This is a genomic window from Bacillus sp. NSP9.1 (genome assembly GCF_000465465.2).
Taxonomy (GTDB): Bacteria; Bacillota; Bacilli; order Bacillales; family Bacillaceae; genus Bacillus; species Bacillus sonorensis_A.
In genome coordinates this window covers 259,224-275,392 of the sequence record NZ_CP048273.1, presented here as the reverse complement: position 1 = coordinate 275,392, position 16,169 = coordinate 259,224, and the positions used below count along the sequence as shown (strand labels likewise).

The 16,169-nt window shown below is 42.9% G+C and carries 11 protein-coding genes and 1 pseudogene; 3 read left to right on the top strand and 9 right to left on the bottom strand.

Annotated features, from left to right (window positions below; genetic code table 11):
* Positions 1 to 50 precede the first annotated feature (50 nt).
* Positions 51 to 2,150: an ArnT family glycosyltransferase gene (locus M654_RS01385; protein ID WP_026589336.1), complete on the top strand. Its 2,100-nt coding sequence runs from the start codon at positions 51 to 53 to the stop codon at positions 2,148 to 2,150.
* Positions 2,151 to 2,194: 44 nt separating this feature from the next.
* On the opposite strand, the gene M654_RS01380 is transcribed toward M654_RS01385, so the two are convergent.
* From M654_RS01380 to M654_RS01355, 6 genes and pseudogenes are all read right to left on the bottom strand, one after another.
* A complete protein-coding gene (locus M654_RS01380) occupies positions 2,195 to 4,135 on the bottom strand; it encodes an FtsX-like permease family protein (protein ID WP_026589337.1) in 1,941 nt (646 codons plus the stop codon).
* Positions 4,128 to 4,887 (bottom strand): annotated as a pseudogene (locus M654_RS01375) (ABC transporter ATP-binding protein); the annotation flags it as partial. The pseudogene M654_RS01375 and the gene M654_RS01380, both read right to left, overlap by 8 nt.
* Before the next feature lie 102 nt (positions 4,888 to 4,989).
* Positions 4,990 to 5,994, bottom strand: a complete 1,005-nt coding sequence (locus tag M654_RS01370) for a sensor histidine kinase (RefSeq protein WP_026589339.1) — start codon at positions 5,992 to 5,994, stop codon at positions 4,990 to 4,992.
* Positions 5,994 to 6,683 (bottom strand): response regulator transcription factor, encoded by a 690-nt coding sequence (locus M654_RS01365; protein ID WP_026589340.1) that lies wholly within the window; start codon positions 6,681 to 6,683, stop codon positions 5,994 to 5,996. Before M654_RS01365 ends, M654_RS01370 begins: the two co-directional genes overlap by 1 nt.
* A 114-nt stretch (positions 6,684 to 6,797) precedes the next feature.
* Complete coding sequence (locus M654_RS01360; RefSeq protein ID WP_026589341.1) at positions 6,798 to 8,204, bottom strand: aryl-phospho-beta-d-glucosidase; 1,407 nt, start codon at positions 8,202 to 8,204, stop codon at positions 6,798 to 6,800.
* A gap of 64 nt (positions 8,205 to 8,268) precedes the next feature.
* Positions 8,269 to 10,113 (bottom strand): beta-glucoside-specific PTS transporter subunit IIABC, encoded by a 1,845-nt coding sequence (locus M654_RS01355; protein ID WP_026589342.1) that lies wholly within the window; start codon positions 10,111 to 10,113, stop codon positions 8,269 to 8,271.
* 764 nt (positions 10,114 to 10,877) lie between these two features.
* Between M654_RS01355 and M654_RS01350 the strand changes: the two genes are divergently transcribed.
* Positions 10,878 to 11,915, top strand: coding sequence for a ThiF family adenylyltransferase (locus M654_RS01350; protein ID WP_026589343.1), 1,038 nt, complete (start codon positions 10,878 to 10,880; stop codon positions 11,913 to 11,915).
* Between the two features lie 29 nt (positions 11,916 to 11,944).
* Positions 11,945 to 13,201 (top strand): MFS transporter, encoded by a 1,257-nt coding sequence (locus M654_RS01345; protein ID WP_077735945.1) that lies wholly within the window; start codon positions 11,945 to 11,947, stop codon positions 13,199 to 13,201.
* 36 nt (positions 13,202 to 13,237) lie between these two features.
* Here M654_RS01345 and M654_RS01340 read toward each other — a convergent pair whose 3' ends face one another.
* The 3 genes from M654_RS01340 to M654_RS01330 all read right to left on the bottom strand — a co-directional run bounded on the left by M654_RS01340 (position 13,238) and on the right by M654_RS01330 (position 16,050).
* Positions 13,238 to 13,774 carry a hypothetical protein gene (locus tag M654_RS01340; protein WP_026589345.1) on the bottom strand — a complete coding sequence of 179 codons (537 nt, stop codon included), beginning with the start codon at positions 13,772 to 13,774 and terminating at the stop codon, positions 13,238 to 13,240.
* A 17-nt stretch (positions 13,775 to 13,791) separates the two neighbouring features.
* Positions 13,792 to 14,781, bottom strand: coding sequence for a choloylglycine hydrolase family protein (locus tag M654_RS01335; protein ID WP_026589346.1), 990 nt, complete (start codon positions 14,779 to 14,781; stop codon positions 13,792 to 13,794).
* A gap of 150 nt (positions 14,782 to 14,931) precedes the next feature.
* Positions 14,932 to 16,050: a hypothetical protein gene (locus tag M654_RS01330; RefSeq protein WP_026589347.1), complete on the bottom strand. Its 1,119-nt coding sequence runs from the start codon at positions 16,048 to 16,050 to the stop codon at positions 14,932 to 14,934.
* Positions 16,051 to 16,169: the final 119 nt, after the last annotated feature.

Here is a 16,169-nt window from a genome sequence, read left to right as displayed (position 1 = left end):
TTGTTCATATTTATCTTTTAGAATAGGGATCATAAAGAGGTGACATGATGATGAAAATGAAAAAACCCGATTGGATACTTACAGTCATTTTGCTTGCAGCACTTATTCTGAATACATATAACATTTGGCAGGATGATGCCGCCAATCAGTATTACCTGGCGGCGGTGAAAAGCATGACGCAAAGCTTCCACAATTTCTTCTTTGCTTCATTTGACTCTTCCGGCTTTGTATCAGTTGATAAGCCGCCCGTAGTATTATGGATTCAGACCATCTTTGCAAAAGTTTTCGGTGTGCACACCTGGAGCGTCATCCTTCCTCAGGCACTGGCCGGGGCCGGCTCCGTCTATCTGCTTTACAGGCTCATCAAGCCGAGATTCGGCAAGGGCGCGGCCCGCATCTCAGCTCTTGTGATGGCGCTGACGCCGATCGCCGTGGCGGTCAGCCGGACGAACAACATCGACAGCATGCTTGTATTCACATTGCTTCTCGGCACATGCTGCCTGATGAAGGCGGTCAAACAAGGGAAGCTCATCTGGCTTCTCACCGCATTCGGAATCATCGGTCTCGGATTCAATATGAAAATGCTTCAGGCCTTAATGGTGCTCCCGGCCTTTCTATTGTTTTATCTCATCGCGGCAAAGGCCAAATGGAAGAAAAAAATGGTATCGGCTGTACTGTCGCTCATTGTGCTCACAGGCATTTCGCTTTCATGGGCGCTTGTCGTCGACTACACATCGTCTGACAGCCGTCCGTATGTCGGAAGCAGCCAAACCAATTCCGTTCTTGAACTGGCATTCGGCTACAACGGTACGGAGCGCCTGCTCGGGCAAACGACAGGTAATGCGCGCGGAGACATGAACGGCTTGCAGCAGCCGACACAGAATGGAAATAACTCATCTGACGGCGGGCCAAATGGCGGCATGCAGCCGCCGGGCGGCAAAAGCTTTTCTGACGACAATTCCCAAGCACAGGATGGAAATACGGCAAACGGCAGCTCTAATGGCCAAAACGGCAACATGCCGGGCGGCGGGCAGCAGCCCGACGGCGGAGGACAAGGCGGGCCTGGCGGTGGAAACGGAGGTCCCGGAGGGGGCAATGGCGGAGGACAGAGCATGAACATGTTCGGCATCGGATCAGCCGGCCCATTCAGACTGTTCCAGTCGGCGCTATCCGGGCAGATCAGCTGGATGCTTCCATTCGCACTGTTCGGCCTGCTCGGAGCGTTCATCAGCTGGTTCCGCGACCGCCGCGAAAAAGCGGGTGAAATGAAGGAAACCCTTTTCTGGGCAGCATGGCTCTTCCCTGTCGCCGGATTTTTCAGTATCGCAGGATTCTTCCACCATTACTACTTGATCATGCTGGCACCGCCGATCGCCGCACTGTCCGGAATCGGATGGTACGCGATGTACGGGTTGTACAAAAGTCAAAAGGACTGGGCAAGCTATCTGCTGCCGGCAGCCGTTCTGACGACGGCCGCATTCCAAGTCTATATTTTAAGCGGCTATACTGAGCAAATCGGCACCCTCTGGATGTATGTCCTGGGGATCTTGGGACTGGGCCTTACCATCGCCCTTCTCATCCTCAAGCGAAGCCATCCATTCGGCAAGCAGCTGACGATCATCAGTTTGCTGATCCTTCTTCTGACACCTGTCTATTGGTCAGCGACACCGCTTCTATACAGCGGCAACAGCGTCCTTCCTGAATCAGGACCGCAGCTGCAAAGCTCAATGGGCGGAAGCGGAATGTTCAGCTCAGAAGTGGATGAAGGGCTGCTCTCATATCTTCGGGAACATAACACGGGCGAAGAGTATTTATTCGCTACCTTGACGACAGTGACCGCAGCGCCGTATATCATCAATGCCGACGAAAACGTGATGGCGCTCGGCGGCTTCAACGGCACAGATCCGATCCTTTCGGTCAGCGAGCTGAAAAAACTCGTCCAAGAAGGAAAAGTGAAATACTTCTTGATCACAAGCGACAACTCAGGAAACAGTGAGCTTGTCTCCTGGATCAAAGAAAACGGCACGAACATTTCATCTGACGAATACAGCAGCACCGCAAACACGGACAGCACCGCACAACAGGGCATGAGGGGCGGCCCGGGCGGCGGACAGCAGCAGACGCTCTATAAGGTGGAGCTGTCGACATAACAAAAAGCCCGCCGGATGAATCCGGCGGGCTTTTGTTTTACATCCTACAGCGCCGACTTAATAACCTTTCGATAATAAAGTACCGACAACAGACCGAAAATAGAATACAAAGCGGTATACAACACCATCACGATAATCATCGGCGTCCACAGCTCTGCCCCGAACAAGAACCATCCGGACTTGACGGCAAAGTAGCTGTGAAAAAGACCAATGACCAACGGAATGCCGAAGTTGTAGATTTGCTTGATCTGTATGCCCTTCAGCAAGTCCCCCCTTGTAAAACCGAGTTTTCTCAGTATCGTGTAATTCGGTTTCTCATCTTCGCTTTCATCCATTTGTTTAAAATAAAGGATGCATCCAGATGTGATCAAGAACGTCAGTCCTAAAAAGCCGACGATAAACATGAAAAGGCCGTAAATCGCTTTTTGAGACGTGCGTTCATCGAGGAGCGACAAATGCCGATCGCTTTGATTCACTTTTGCAAACAGCTTATTTGCCTGCTGCAGCTGATCTTCATTTTTCAGATTGATCCCGATAAATAAACTCGGTTCTTGCTGTAAGTTTGGATCTTTATTATCGTTTAGACGTTGAAACAGCGCATCATCGACAACCACAGCAGGCAATCCTCCACTGGTGAACTCATAGGATAAGAGAAATTCCTTCCTTATCCCTACAAAGTTTAACGATGCCGTCTCCTGTCTGCTCTTGACTTGAATGGTGCCGGAATCTTTAAAAACCATCATGGTTTGCAAAAGATCATTATATCCGGATAAAATCACGTCTCCCTTCGGTATATCAATCCCGTTAATCTCTTGATCGCTGACAACAGGAAGGGAGAGGTTACGCGGGTCCCCAGCCATATCTTCAGGATCTCCCTCTAAAACCTGTTCCAGATTGAAGGACGCTTGCAGAACATGGATTTCTTCTTTGCTATAAGAAATGCCATTTTCGTCTAAGAGCCCCGCAAACCGCTTGGCATCCTTCTGACTGGTCATGGCAAAATCAGCCGCCACACTTTGTTCAGCCACTTTCTCTACGGAATAGTACGCAATATAGCATAGGGACAATAAACTGATCGCCAGCGCCGAAACAGCTGTGATAATCGTTAATAACAGCGCGTTTGATTTCATTCGAAACATAATCGACGACAAGGATAACACTTCGTAAACATTTAAGTAGCCTCCCTTGCTTTTGCGAATGATGTTGGAGACAAAGCTGACTGAACCTTTATAAAACAGGTACGTGCCGATCATGACAGACCCGAGAATCAAGCTCATCGCATAGAACAATTCGTTTATGGTCTTGAATTTTCCGCCAAACAGCTCGGTGGAAATGTAATACCCCGACAAAATGAACACGATCCCCATTAAACCGATGATCATTTGGAAAACGGATATTCGTTTGACTTGATCCTCTGTAGATGAAGCTGCCTTAAACAAAGATAAAATGCTTTGCTTTTTGATAAACGCGTAGTTCATCATCATCACCAAAAGGTAGATTCCGCAGAAGACAATGATGGTTTGGATTAATGCTTCCCAGGAAAAATTCAGTTTAGCTTTCGCTTGAACATCGACAATTTTGAACAAAATCATCAGCACGAGTTTTGATATCGAAAACCCGGCAAATACACCGATGACTAAAGAGCCAAAATACAGCATGACATTTTCCGCGCTCAGGATGCGGAAGATTTTTTGCTTCCTCATGCCGATTAATTGAAACAGGCCGATTTCTTGGCTCCGCCTCTTGATAAAAATCGTATTGGCGTAGAGAATAAAAACCGCTACAACGGCCACGAGCAAAATAGAGGCTGTTTTTAATGCAGCCGCGCCTTTGATCGAAGATTTCACTTCATTGATTGAAGGATCATACTGAAGCGTGACAAATGAGAAATAAAGCGCCACGCTGAAGACTAGCGCAAACACATAGAGGTAATAGTTCCTGATGTTTTTTCTTAAGTTTCGAAAGATCAGCTGATGAATGCTCATGCTAAAACCCCGCCTAACACACCCTGCGTCTTCATGATATCCTCGAAGAACATCTGCCTGTCCTGGCCGCCTTTATTGAGCTGCGAATACATTTGGCCGTCCTTTATAAAAACAACCCTGCTGCAGAAGCTGGCGGCGACGGGGTCGTGGGTGACCATAACGATCGTAGCATGACGCTTTTGATTTAATCGGCTCAGCTTGTTTAATAAGTCTGATGCGGATTTTGAATCAAGCGCACCTGTTGGTTCATCTGCGAAAATAATGTCCGGTTCATGAATAAATGCCCTCGCGGCTGAAGTCCGCTGTTTTTGGCCGCCGGAAATTTCATTCGGATATTTATTTTTCAGCTCGTAGATGCCCAGTTCATTCGCCACTTCCTCAAACTTTTGATTGGCTTCTTTTTTAGACATCTTCGTAATCGACAACGGCAGCAGAATATTTTCTTTCACCGTCAGCGTGTCTAATAAGTTGTATTCTTGAAAGATAAATCCGAGATGCTGCTTCCGGAATTCAGCGAGCTGTTTTTCCTTCATACCGGTCATCTCAACCTGGTTGATCGCAATCGTTCCGTCGCTTACCTGATCAATGGAAGACAGCACATTCAGCAATGTTGTTTTACCCGAACCAGAAGGCCCCATAATGCCGACAAATTCACCCTTTTCGATATTGAGGTCGATTCCCTTTAATACTTCTTGTTTATTGAATTTATTTCCGTAGCTTTTTCGAATTTTATTCGCTTCTAATATCATCATGTCGCAAAACTCCTTTTTGTTGGATCATTTTCATTATAAAAAGGCGGACAGCCGTTTTCCTTCGATTTACCTAACAAAAAAGAAAAGCATGTGACATTATTGTCACATGCCTATGACACGCACAAATTCATTTCGTTTCGGAAAAATTAATGTAAAGGTTGCACCCGCTCCTGGTTTTGAGTCGATTTCAATATCGATCAGCAGCGACTTGGCCGCTTTTTTTGCTAAATAAAGCCCCATTCCGGTAGATGCTTGATCATGGTGCTCCATTGTTGATGTAAACCCTTTGTCAAACACGCGCGGTATATCTTTAGGATCAATGCCCCGCCCAAAGTCTTTTACTTCGAGATGCACACGTCCGTCCACTTCATAGCTTTTCACGATAATATCGGACGCTTCACTGTATTTCACTGCGTTGGTCAATAGCTGCCGAATGATAAAAGCCAGCCATTTCGAATCGCTGAGCACTTCCCCCGCCTCAAGCTGTATCTCAAACCCGATCCCTTTTTGAATGCACCAGGATTGTAAATCTTTTATTTCTTTAAATATCAATGATTTCAGTTCAAGGACTTCCGGTGAAAAGTCATTTTCGATAAAGGATATCCTTTTTTGATGAAGCTGCCGGTCGAGAAGCAGGTGAACGCGCAGCCATTCATACGAGAGCCTCGACTTTAGCGGTTCGTCTTCAATTGTCTCAATGATCAAATGCATCGCGGAAAGCGGCGTTTTGACCTCGTGGATCCACGCCATCAGTTCATCCTTTTCATTGTCAAGCGCCAAGCGGTGACGCTTCGCCTCTTGCTTCAATTTCTCCGTCTGTCCGGTAATATTTCTTTCAACAAGCATTTCAAACGGTGTTTCCGCTTCATGAATATTTGTCACATCAAGATTGTTTTCCCATGCATCAAGGCTTTTGTAAAATTTGCTTTCCTTCCGAAAGCGGACAAAGATAAAAATCATCAATATCAAAAGCGATAAATAGACGATGTAAAGGATCGGCGTCAATGGGATGGACGTATCGACAAAAGCGATCAACACAATCAGAAGCTGCTGACATAAAAATATGGCGATCCAGCTTCGCCTTTCAGTTAAAAATGCTTTGAGCATCATCGTGATCCTTCTTCTTTCGCCATATAGCCTTGGCCGACTTTCGTCTCGATAGATTGTCCCAGGTTCAAGGCATCCAGTTTTTTTCTCAGCCGGTTCACATTGACCGTCAGCGTATTATCGCTGACAAAACGCTCATCGTTCCACAAGCTTCTGATCAGCTCTTCCCGGCTGACAATTTTATTTTTTTGGTCTATCAGCTGCTTCAATATAAACATTTCATTCTTCGTCAGTTCTATCGCTCCTTTTTCATTGCTGACGCGATTTTGTTCAACGTCAATGGTCGCTCCACACCACGTTTTCAGGATGTGAGGCTCTGTATTATAGTCATACACGCGACGGAAAATCGCTTGGATTTTGGCGATCAGGACATCAAAATGAAACGGTTTTTGTATAAAATCATCCGCTCCCAGCTTCATGGACATGACCATATCAGCAGGATGGTCGCGCGAGGATAAAAAAAGAATCGGAACATTTGAACGGGAACGGATCAACCGGCACCAATGAAACCCGTCAAATTTAGGGAGCTGAATATCGATGATGACGCAGTCTGGTTTGACCGCCGCAAATTCCTGCGTCACTTCGCTGAAATCGCTGATGCCGTACACATCATAGGACCAGCCGGATAAGCGTTCTTTTATTTCTTGAAACAGCGATTCATCATCTTCAATCAGCAACAGTTTAAACATGGACCTCACCGCGCTTTTCTTTTTTATGTCAAGTGTATAGCAAATTGTTTTCACATGCTACAGAGAAGGGACAGAATCAAAAAAAGCTGCTCCCCCAAAGGGAACAGCTCAATCTTATAAACTCCCGCCATTCGTTTCAATCACATTCTTATACCAGTAAAAGCTCTTCTTCTTCGTTCTCTTCAGCGTCCCTTTTCCTTCATTGTCCCGGTCGACATAAATATAGCCGTAGCGTTTTTTCATTTCCGCAGTGGAGGCGCTGACCAGGTCGATCGGACCCCATGATGTGTAGCCGATGAGGTCGACGCCGTCTGCGATCGCTTCCCTTACTTCTTTTAGATGATCGCGCAAATAATTGATTCTGTAATCATCCTGGATCGAGCCATCCTCTTCGACGACATCGACTGCGCCCAGTCCATTTTCAACAATGAAGAGCGGCTTTTGATAACGGTCATACAGGGTGTTCAAGGTAATCCGCAGCCCTTTGGGGTCAATCTGCCAGCCCCATTCAGATGACTCTAGGTATGGATTTTTGACGCCGCCGAGCAAGTTGCCGTCTGTTTTGGCAAGTTCCTCATCCGTGCTGGCGACCATTGACATGTAATAGCTGAAGCCAATGTAATCGACCGTGTTTTCTTTTAGAATGTCTTCATCACCTTCGGCCATTTCAATCGTAATACCGTTTTCCTTCAAGAAGCGCTTCATATAACCCGGATATGCCCCTCGCGCCTGAACGTCAGAGAAAAACAGCGCTTTTCTCTCATTCTCCATTGCAGCAAGCACATCTTCCGGATTCGGTGTCATCGGATATGTCGTCGTGGCGGCGATCATGCAGCCGATTTTGGCGTCCGGAATCATTTCTCTGCCCGCTTTTACCGCAAGGGCGCTGGCGACAAATAAATGATGCGCCGCTTGGTACATCGCATTTAATTTGTTTTCACCCTCTTCAAACACGAGGCCTCCGCCTGTAAACGGCGCGTGCAGGACCATGTTGATTTCATTGAAGGTCATCCAGTATTTCACTTTGTCTTTGTAGCGGTTGAAGACCGTTCTCGCATAACGCTCATAAAACGCGATGACTTTCCGGTTTTTCCAGCCGCCGTAGTTTTTAATCAGACCGAGCGGCATTTCGTAGTGGGAGATGGTGACGACAGGCTCGATATTGTATTTGAGCAGCTCATCAAACAATTGATCGTAAAATTTGAGACCTTCCTCATTCGGTTCGCTTTCATCACCGTTTGGAAAAATCCGCGTCCAGGCAATCGATGTCCGAAACGCTTTAAAGCCCATTTCGGCGAATAAAGCGATGTCTTCTTTGTAGCGGTGGTAGAAATCAATGCCTTCGTGATACAAGTTCAATGACTCCATTGATTCATCAAAAGGATACATCACCCCGTTCGGCGACACATCAGCCGTAGAAAGCCCCTTCCCGCCGACATTGTAGGCACCTTCCACCTGGTTTGCGGCAACCGCACCGCCCCATAGGAATCCATCAGGAAATCTTTTGGCATTTTCACTCATACGATTTCACCTCAAAATGATTTTTTTGTCCCCCTCCCGATGGGGAGAGGGGTGATCTTTATATTTACGACAGCTCGATAAGCGCTTCCAAAGGATCCACGCTTTCCGCTGTTTTGACCGGCTTGATTGATTGATACCGGTCCGTATTTGTGACAATGACGGGGGTTATCAGCTGGAAGCCCTTTTTCTCGATCGCCTCCATGTCAAATGAGGCAAGCCTGTCGCCCGGTGCGACAACATCTCCGGCATTCACATGTACGGTAAAATGTTCACCGTTCAATTTCACTGTGTCGATCCCGATATGGATAATAATCTCAGCTCCATTGTCACTCGTGATACCGAGCGCATGCTTTGTTTGAAAAACCGTTGTAACCGTGCCGGATACCGGGGATACGACTTCGCCTTCTTCAGGCTCGATGGCTACGCCTTTTCCCATCACTTCTCCGGAAAATGTCGCATCATCTACTTCGCTTAACGCTCTGACTTCTCCTTTCAGCGGGCTTTGAATGATTTCTCCCGCGCCCGCTTCAGATGGAACGGCTTCCGGAGCGTCGGCTTCATCAGACGGAACGTCTTCAAATCCCAATAAGTAAGCGATTGCCGTTGCCGCAAAGAAGGCGATGATGATACCGATCAGCGCCTGTATAAAAGTCGGGCCGATAAACGTCGTAACTCCCGGCAAACCGACGTTTCCGCCAATAATATAGGCGGCTACACCGGTGACGCCGTAGAAAGCACCACCGACAGCGGCGCCAAGAAGCGCGGAAACAAACGGCTTTTTCAGCCTCATATTGACACCGTACATCGCCGGCTCTGTAATTCCCATCAAAGCCGTGATGCTTGTCGTAAGCGACAATGATTTGAATTTCTTATTTCTGGACCGCAGGAAGACGGCAAATGATGCGCCAGCCTGCCCCATATTCGCCAAAAACATCGCAGGTATCAAATAATCGTAGCCGTTTTGCGTAATGTTGTTGAACATAACCGGAATGAAAGCATAGTGCATTCCTGTCATGACGATCAAAGAAAACGTTCCGGCTAAAAGAATCATCGTGATTAAACCGGCATTTTCAAATAAACCGTTCACACCGATTGACAGATAGTTTCCTGCAATCGCACCGAGCGGACCGACCGTAATTAATGTGACAGGCACGACAACCAGCAGCGTCAGCGTCGGTACAAAAATCATCTTCAACGAAGTCGGGGTGACTTTGTCAATCCATTTCTCAACGTAAGATGCAATCCAAATCGCGAGCAGGATCGGAATGACGGTTGACGAATAAGTGGCAGCGGTTACAGGCAATCCGACAAAGGAAATGCTTTTCCCTGAACCGAGAAGCGCTGTCAGATCGGGATGCAGAATCGCCGCCCCGATCGCGGCCGCAACATAAGGGTTGCTGCCGAATTTTCGTGCGGCGCTGACCGCCAGCAAAATCGGCAGGAAGTAAAATGCTCCGTCGCCGATGGCAGATAAAATGGTGTGGACCTGACTATTTTCGCTCATCCAGCCGAACGTGACGGCGATCGCAATGATCCCCTTGATCATACCCGCTCCGGCGATCGCCGGGAGAATCGGCGTAAATACGCCCGAGATCACATCAAAGATGGCGGACAGCACATTTTTCTTTTTGCCGGTTTGCTGCATGCTTGCTTTTTCATCGCTGAGCCCGCTGTTGGCAATGATCGCTTTATACACGTTCGGCACATCATTTCCAATGATGATCTGAAATTGCTCACCGCTGATGTTCGTGCCCATCACGGCAGGCATTTTTTCCAGTTGGGCCCGGTCTGCCTTCGTGTTGTCATAAAGGTTGAAACGCAGTCTTGTCATGCAGTGAATCACGCTCTGGACGTTCTCTTCACCGCCGACGAGTTGTAAAATGTCTTTTGATACTTTATTATAATCCATATGAGTACCTCCTCTTTGGGGGAATCTGCCGGACTGAAGGTGGCCGCCTTCACCCGGCTTTTTTTATTGCATTTCTTTTTTAAGATTTTAATAGCTTCGCCTCACCTCCTTATTTCAGGCACAAAAAAAACCTAAATTACGCCGCCATTTTCGGGACAATATCCCAAAAATGATGCGCAACTTAGGTTTTGCCTGCATAGCAGTAACAATCCTTAGGAACTTGGTGATATTAGTTTGTAACTATACTTTAGCACCTGGGTTTGTTTATGTCAACGCTTTCATTACGTATGATTCATAAAAAGTGTAATTAACTGCTTTGATCTCACTGTGTGGCAGCTCTCCAGTTTATTTCCTGCCGTATATTAGATTCAAGGGTTCCCAAAGTATTGGCATTTCCTTAAAGGTAGATTGAAAGAATCAGGAATAATCGAATCAAAAAGTCCCGGATATTTTGTTAAATAAGGATATTTATTCAAAAAATATTAAATTATCCTTGAAAATGGGTTTCTTCAGTAATACAATGGAAATGTCAGCAAATTCAAATCTTTCCAACTATTATTGTGAAAGGCGGTGATACTATGAATTTTGAAGAATATAAAGTTAGCGCTTCAAATATCCAGCTAAATGGAAAAGTTGTCATTAGTATTTATAAGTAATAGAGAGAATACTTAAAGATTGAAGGAGCTGACACTATATACAAGAGCCATACATTTTGTACGGCTCTTGTAGTCGATCATTTTTATTGAAAAGAAGGAGCCAAATTAATGAAGTACTACTTAAAAAAAGGAATGTTTTGGACTAAAAAAGAGAATGAAATCATCGTTTATTACACAAATTCCAGTTTAAGAAAAGGGATTCGTTCTTCCGATAATGAAAAGCTGTTCCAGCTTCTCACAATATTATCAGAACCAAAAACATACTCTGAATTGGTTGAAGCAGCCCCATTTGAAAAAAAAGAAAATTTAGATGCCACTCTTTCTTATTTATTATCAAAAGGATATATTGCCGTTCAAGAAAGAGACGTTCAGAAAGTTGAAAATCGAGTCCGCAGTTTTGTAGACAGCATCCCAAATGTTTCATATAACGACTACAGCCTTTCCATCGAAAAGACGCATATATGTATCATTGGTACCGGTACCGCGGGAAGTTATATACCCGAATGCTTAATTAAGCTAGGATTAAATAGATTCACTTTGATTGATCCTGATAAAGTAGAGGAAAATAATTTATATGCCCAGAATTTCTCTTTTCGGGATGTCGGAAGATATAAAGTCGAAGTTCTAAAACATAAATACGAAAATGAGTTTAAAACAAGCAACATTACGGCAATTATTCGACAATTGAGCAACTATGAAGATCTTAAGCATGCAGTCGCTCTTGAAGAAATTGATTATCTGGCATTATGCGCAGATAACAACACTTTAATCATAGATGTTTTGGAAAATATATTTTTGGATTTCCCCAACATCAAAATCATTATTAGCGGTTATGCAGTTTTCCAGCAGCATTGTTATTTAATCGATAGAGAAACAAACGCTTCCATTTTAAAAGAGATTAAGCAAAATGTCAGAACGCTAAACGAACTGGATGAAGTCATTGTAGAAAATAGCGGTGTTATATTTGATTCTTTATTTTCAGCCATTTCGATTTCAAAAATCATTTTTGATCATGTATTAAACATAAACTCTCCAAAAATTGCTAAAGCTGACTTTCTCAACAACAGGTACTTTATCGGCAATGAGGACGAATACAAAATCCATGAAGAATATGAACACAGATTCACCGATCAAACTGTTTTGTAATGAACCCTAAAAAATAGGTGGGTATTCGAATGATAAGTGTACTAAAGATAAAAAATTTCTTTCTATTATTCAGTGGCAGATTGTTAACGAATTTGGGGGACAGCATCTATAGCGTCGCGGCTATGTGGCTTGTATTTAAATTAACCGGAAGCTCTTTTTACACCGGTCTCGCGGGAATGCTGATCATGCTTCCGGGAATATTTGAGTTTTTAGTTGGGCCCTTAATTGACAGATGGCGTTTAAAATCAATCTTGATTTATACTCAGTGGATTCAGGCTTTTGTTGTCATGGCCGTTCCCCTCTCATACTTTCTCGGTTTTTTAAATGTATGGCTTGTCATTTTTGTCATGCTTATAGCTACTTCTATTGAACAAATCGTCTATCCGGCACAGCAAGCAGCTTTACCGAAGCTATTGAAAAAAGAGGATCTTGTAGCCGGCAACTCTTTGATGACTTTTGCTTATCAGGGAACAGATATTGTTTTGGTTGGATTATCCGGTATGTTAATTGTATACATAGGTGTCATCAATATATATCTGATTGATGTATTGACATTTGTTTTAGCTGCGCTCATCTTTGGGCTCATGAAATTTCCCCTAACTGACACGAACCCTTCATCATTAGAGAGCAAGAAATCTTACTTCAGTGAATTAAAAGAAGGAAAAGATTTCGTTAAAAACTCAATTATTCTTAAAATGTTGATTCCTTTAACAATTATAAACTTCATTTTTGGTATGATTACAGCAATTATGCCTGAGTTTTCAAGCCATATAGGAGGAGAAGCATTTTACGGCTATTTTCTGTGTACAATGTCTATTTCTTTATTGCTGGGTTCGCTATTATCCCAGATTCTAACTAAATTACCTTTAGGATATACGACCATTTCTTGCTTTTTTCTCTCAGCGTTCTTTTGGTTTTGCTCATACTTATCAAGCCATCCTCTCATGATTTTAATCAATTTCGGACTTGCTTTTATTCCCATTGGAATTCATAACGTTATATTAATTTCTACGATTCAATCATTGGTACCTGAAGAGCTTACAGGAAGGGTATTTGCGTTGGTCGGTTCCCTGTCGGCATTGTTTTTACCGATAGGTTCCCTTTTGGGAGGCTTTTTATCAACTCAAATCGAAGTTAAATTAATATATGGATTGGGGAGTTTTGCAATCTTATTTATTGCAGCGTATTGGCTGCTGACTTCAAAATTACGGGCACTGCCTGCACCAGGCGATGTTTCTGAAGATCATCCTCAATTATCTGCTAACCATGAAAACAGTTTCAACTAAATCTAATAGGGGGCACATGTCCCCCCCTATTCAAAATTATCTATAATGTCTTCTTTTCCATCTTTTCCGAACACCAACCGCTCTTTGAGCATATAATGTTCTCTGGCGTTTTTTATAATGCTGCTCGTTTGTTTCATCCTCTTCCGGCTTCTTCTCCTTTTGAAGAATAAATCCCGCGACTAAAAAAGGGATGCCTGAAAGATTTGTGAAGATATTTTTAATCCCCATGGCTAAAATAAAAGCTCCCCAACCAGAAAATGGGTTGTTTCTGATTTTTATATAGGCCGTGATTTCCAGGGCAATAAAAAGAAGCGACTGCGCTAATATCACAATCAGCATGATCAAAATGAAAAGGAGGACTAAATTAAAGAAAGTGCCCGAGTAAACCATCATTTTCAGCATGTCGACGAAAGTCGCAGCCTGCACATATCCGTCTGTGACATTTGGATTCCAAACAGCATAAGAATCAAACTGATGTTTGATATGAAAAAAAGCGAATAAAATGATAAACCAATAAATGATATGTAAGCTGATGCCTAATAAGGTGAGTCTGTTTGCTGCTTTGTTTTGCATGTCGTTCCTTCTTTCTGTCATGATTGAAGAGAATGTATCGCCTCTTCATGGTTTGCCGGAAACGATTTTAATTCGCGCTGATCCAAGTCTTCGTCTAATAAGCAAACCTTTTGAATCTGCCTGTTTTGGTAGTGGTGATAATAATAGCTGCACGTTTCACTGCACATGACCGCCGTGTATTGGGTATAGTCGTCTTCTCCCTGCTCTGTGATGACAATTCCTTTCGGGATATTCATATTGGAAAGAATATGAAATGCTGCCGATACGCCTTCCGTCTCGCCGGAAACCGGTTTAATATGTTCCTTCAAATACGCGGCCCTTACAAACCGAGATGGCGGTGTGAAGTCTCCCGGCAGACCCGCTAATCCCGAACCTTGGCCAAAAGCCGACAATGTCAGCTTTCCCACTTTTTTTGCGGTAAACTGGCCCGGGCGGAGCCCGATGTAGTTTCGCAAATTGGTCAAATGCCATGGGAATTCCGGGCTGTTCGTCAGCACGCCAACCGGATTGTCATGAATTTGGGTGCCGGCTGCCGTCGGTTCAACAACAATGCTGCGACCGGAACCGTCCGATAATATCCAGTGAAGCGGAGTGACCGTCTTCAGCAAAGCAACCTCTCTCTCCACGATGGCAAGCGAAGCGGCAGCTTTTTTCACTTCTTCCACATCACGGCACTGTGACAGCACCCATGTCACAAATTCATGCGGCGCGATGTTATGATATTGATCCTGCGCCTCTTTTTCATAGACGGCATAACCCGGGAAATAAAGTGCTGCACAAGCCAAGCCTTTTTCATTCACCCCATCGGCGAATAAAGCATTGTTCAGTTTCCTGCCCATGCCGATAAACGCATAGCCTCCCTCATGCTCCTTGCCGTCCGCTTCGCTTTTCCATTTGTAATGCCGCGGATGCAGCAGCACTTCTCCATCTAGCTGAAAAGCAAAATCCATTGTTCTTGCCAACAAATGCTCCCGACTGGCAGTCGCCAGCGTCATACTTGTACACATTGCGCTCCATCCTTTTTGTTTGATATTACACTTAGTGAACAATTCATGTTCATGTTACCGAATTGGAAAAGATTCGTCAAAATGAAAGGGTAATAGAAAAAAGCCGAGATAAAAACCTCGGCTAGTTAATTAAATATATTCCTCTAGCTGTCAAAAAGAAGTATTATCTTTTTTATATTCTAACTTTCTAATTATGTCATAAGTTTTTTGATTGTTGTAAAATAAAATACGATAAGAGTCCCCTCCATAAAAACAAGATTTTTTAATGTTTAATAAAATGTCATCTTCATATTCAGTTACCATATTATCTTCATATATACAATTTTGAACTTTTAAAAAATACTTCATCGCCTTTTCTTCAACCTTTTTGCTTACATGTTCTAATATTAGTTTTGCTATCAGTATTGTTGATATAATAGGAAAGCTTATAAAAGCAATGTATATAGATACTTGTCCAGAAATAAAATGATTGTGGCTCAGCATACTTACCCCTAAGTTTAAAAAATTAAAGATCACTATAATTGAGCTTGCAATATTAAGATAATTGAGATACTGTTTTAAGTTCAATGTTGATTGGAATATAAGGATATAAATCAATAACAAACAACATGATAGAAAGGTAAATATAAGTAACCCCCATAAATCATGTAGTATGTTCAATAGTTTTTTATCATTTATTCTATATAATCCGGTTGGAAATAACCAATATTTCGCTCTTTCTTGAATGGATAAAATCAAACTTATGCTTTGAGTAATTATAGAAATTTTTAATCCCCACTCCAAAAAATAACCGAAAATGATTTCAAATATATTATGTGTTTTTTTGAGGTGAACGCAAAAGGAACCTAGCAGGTAAATAATTAAAATGAATATAGGAAATTGGGCAATATAATCATTGCTATCAAAAAAAAATAGAATAGGTATACTTATTGTCATTAATATTGCTGAAATAATAGCATTTTGAAACTCTTTTAGTCTGTTATGGTAATCTTTTTTATAATCAATGTAATAATAATCAAAAAGTTTATTACTATTATTGTAACATTTAAATAAATATTGAAATCGAAAATAAAGTACACTCACAAAAAATAAAAAAAATATACTGTAAGAAGATACTCTTATTATTTCTTCAATAAAAGAGTTACCTAATTTTCTATCTAAGTATTGAACACAGAAAAAAGGTGTAAAAACCAGATAAAAAAAACCCAAACTTGAAATTTTGATAATTTTATTTATATTATATTTCAAGAAAGTTATTATTTTCTTCATAGATTCTAAACTCCTCTTGCTTCAGACAATGTCTATATGCATGGCAACAGCATTAGATATGTCGGAAATAAATTGAATTTAATAAGAATAACTATGTATTACGTTTTAAATAATTCCCC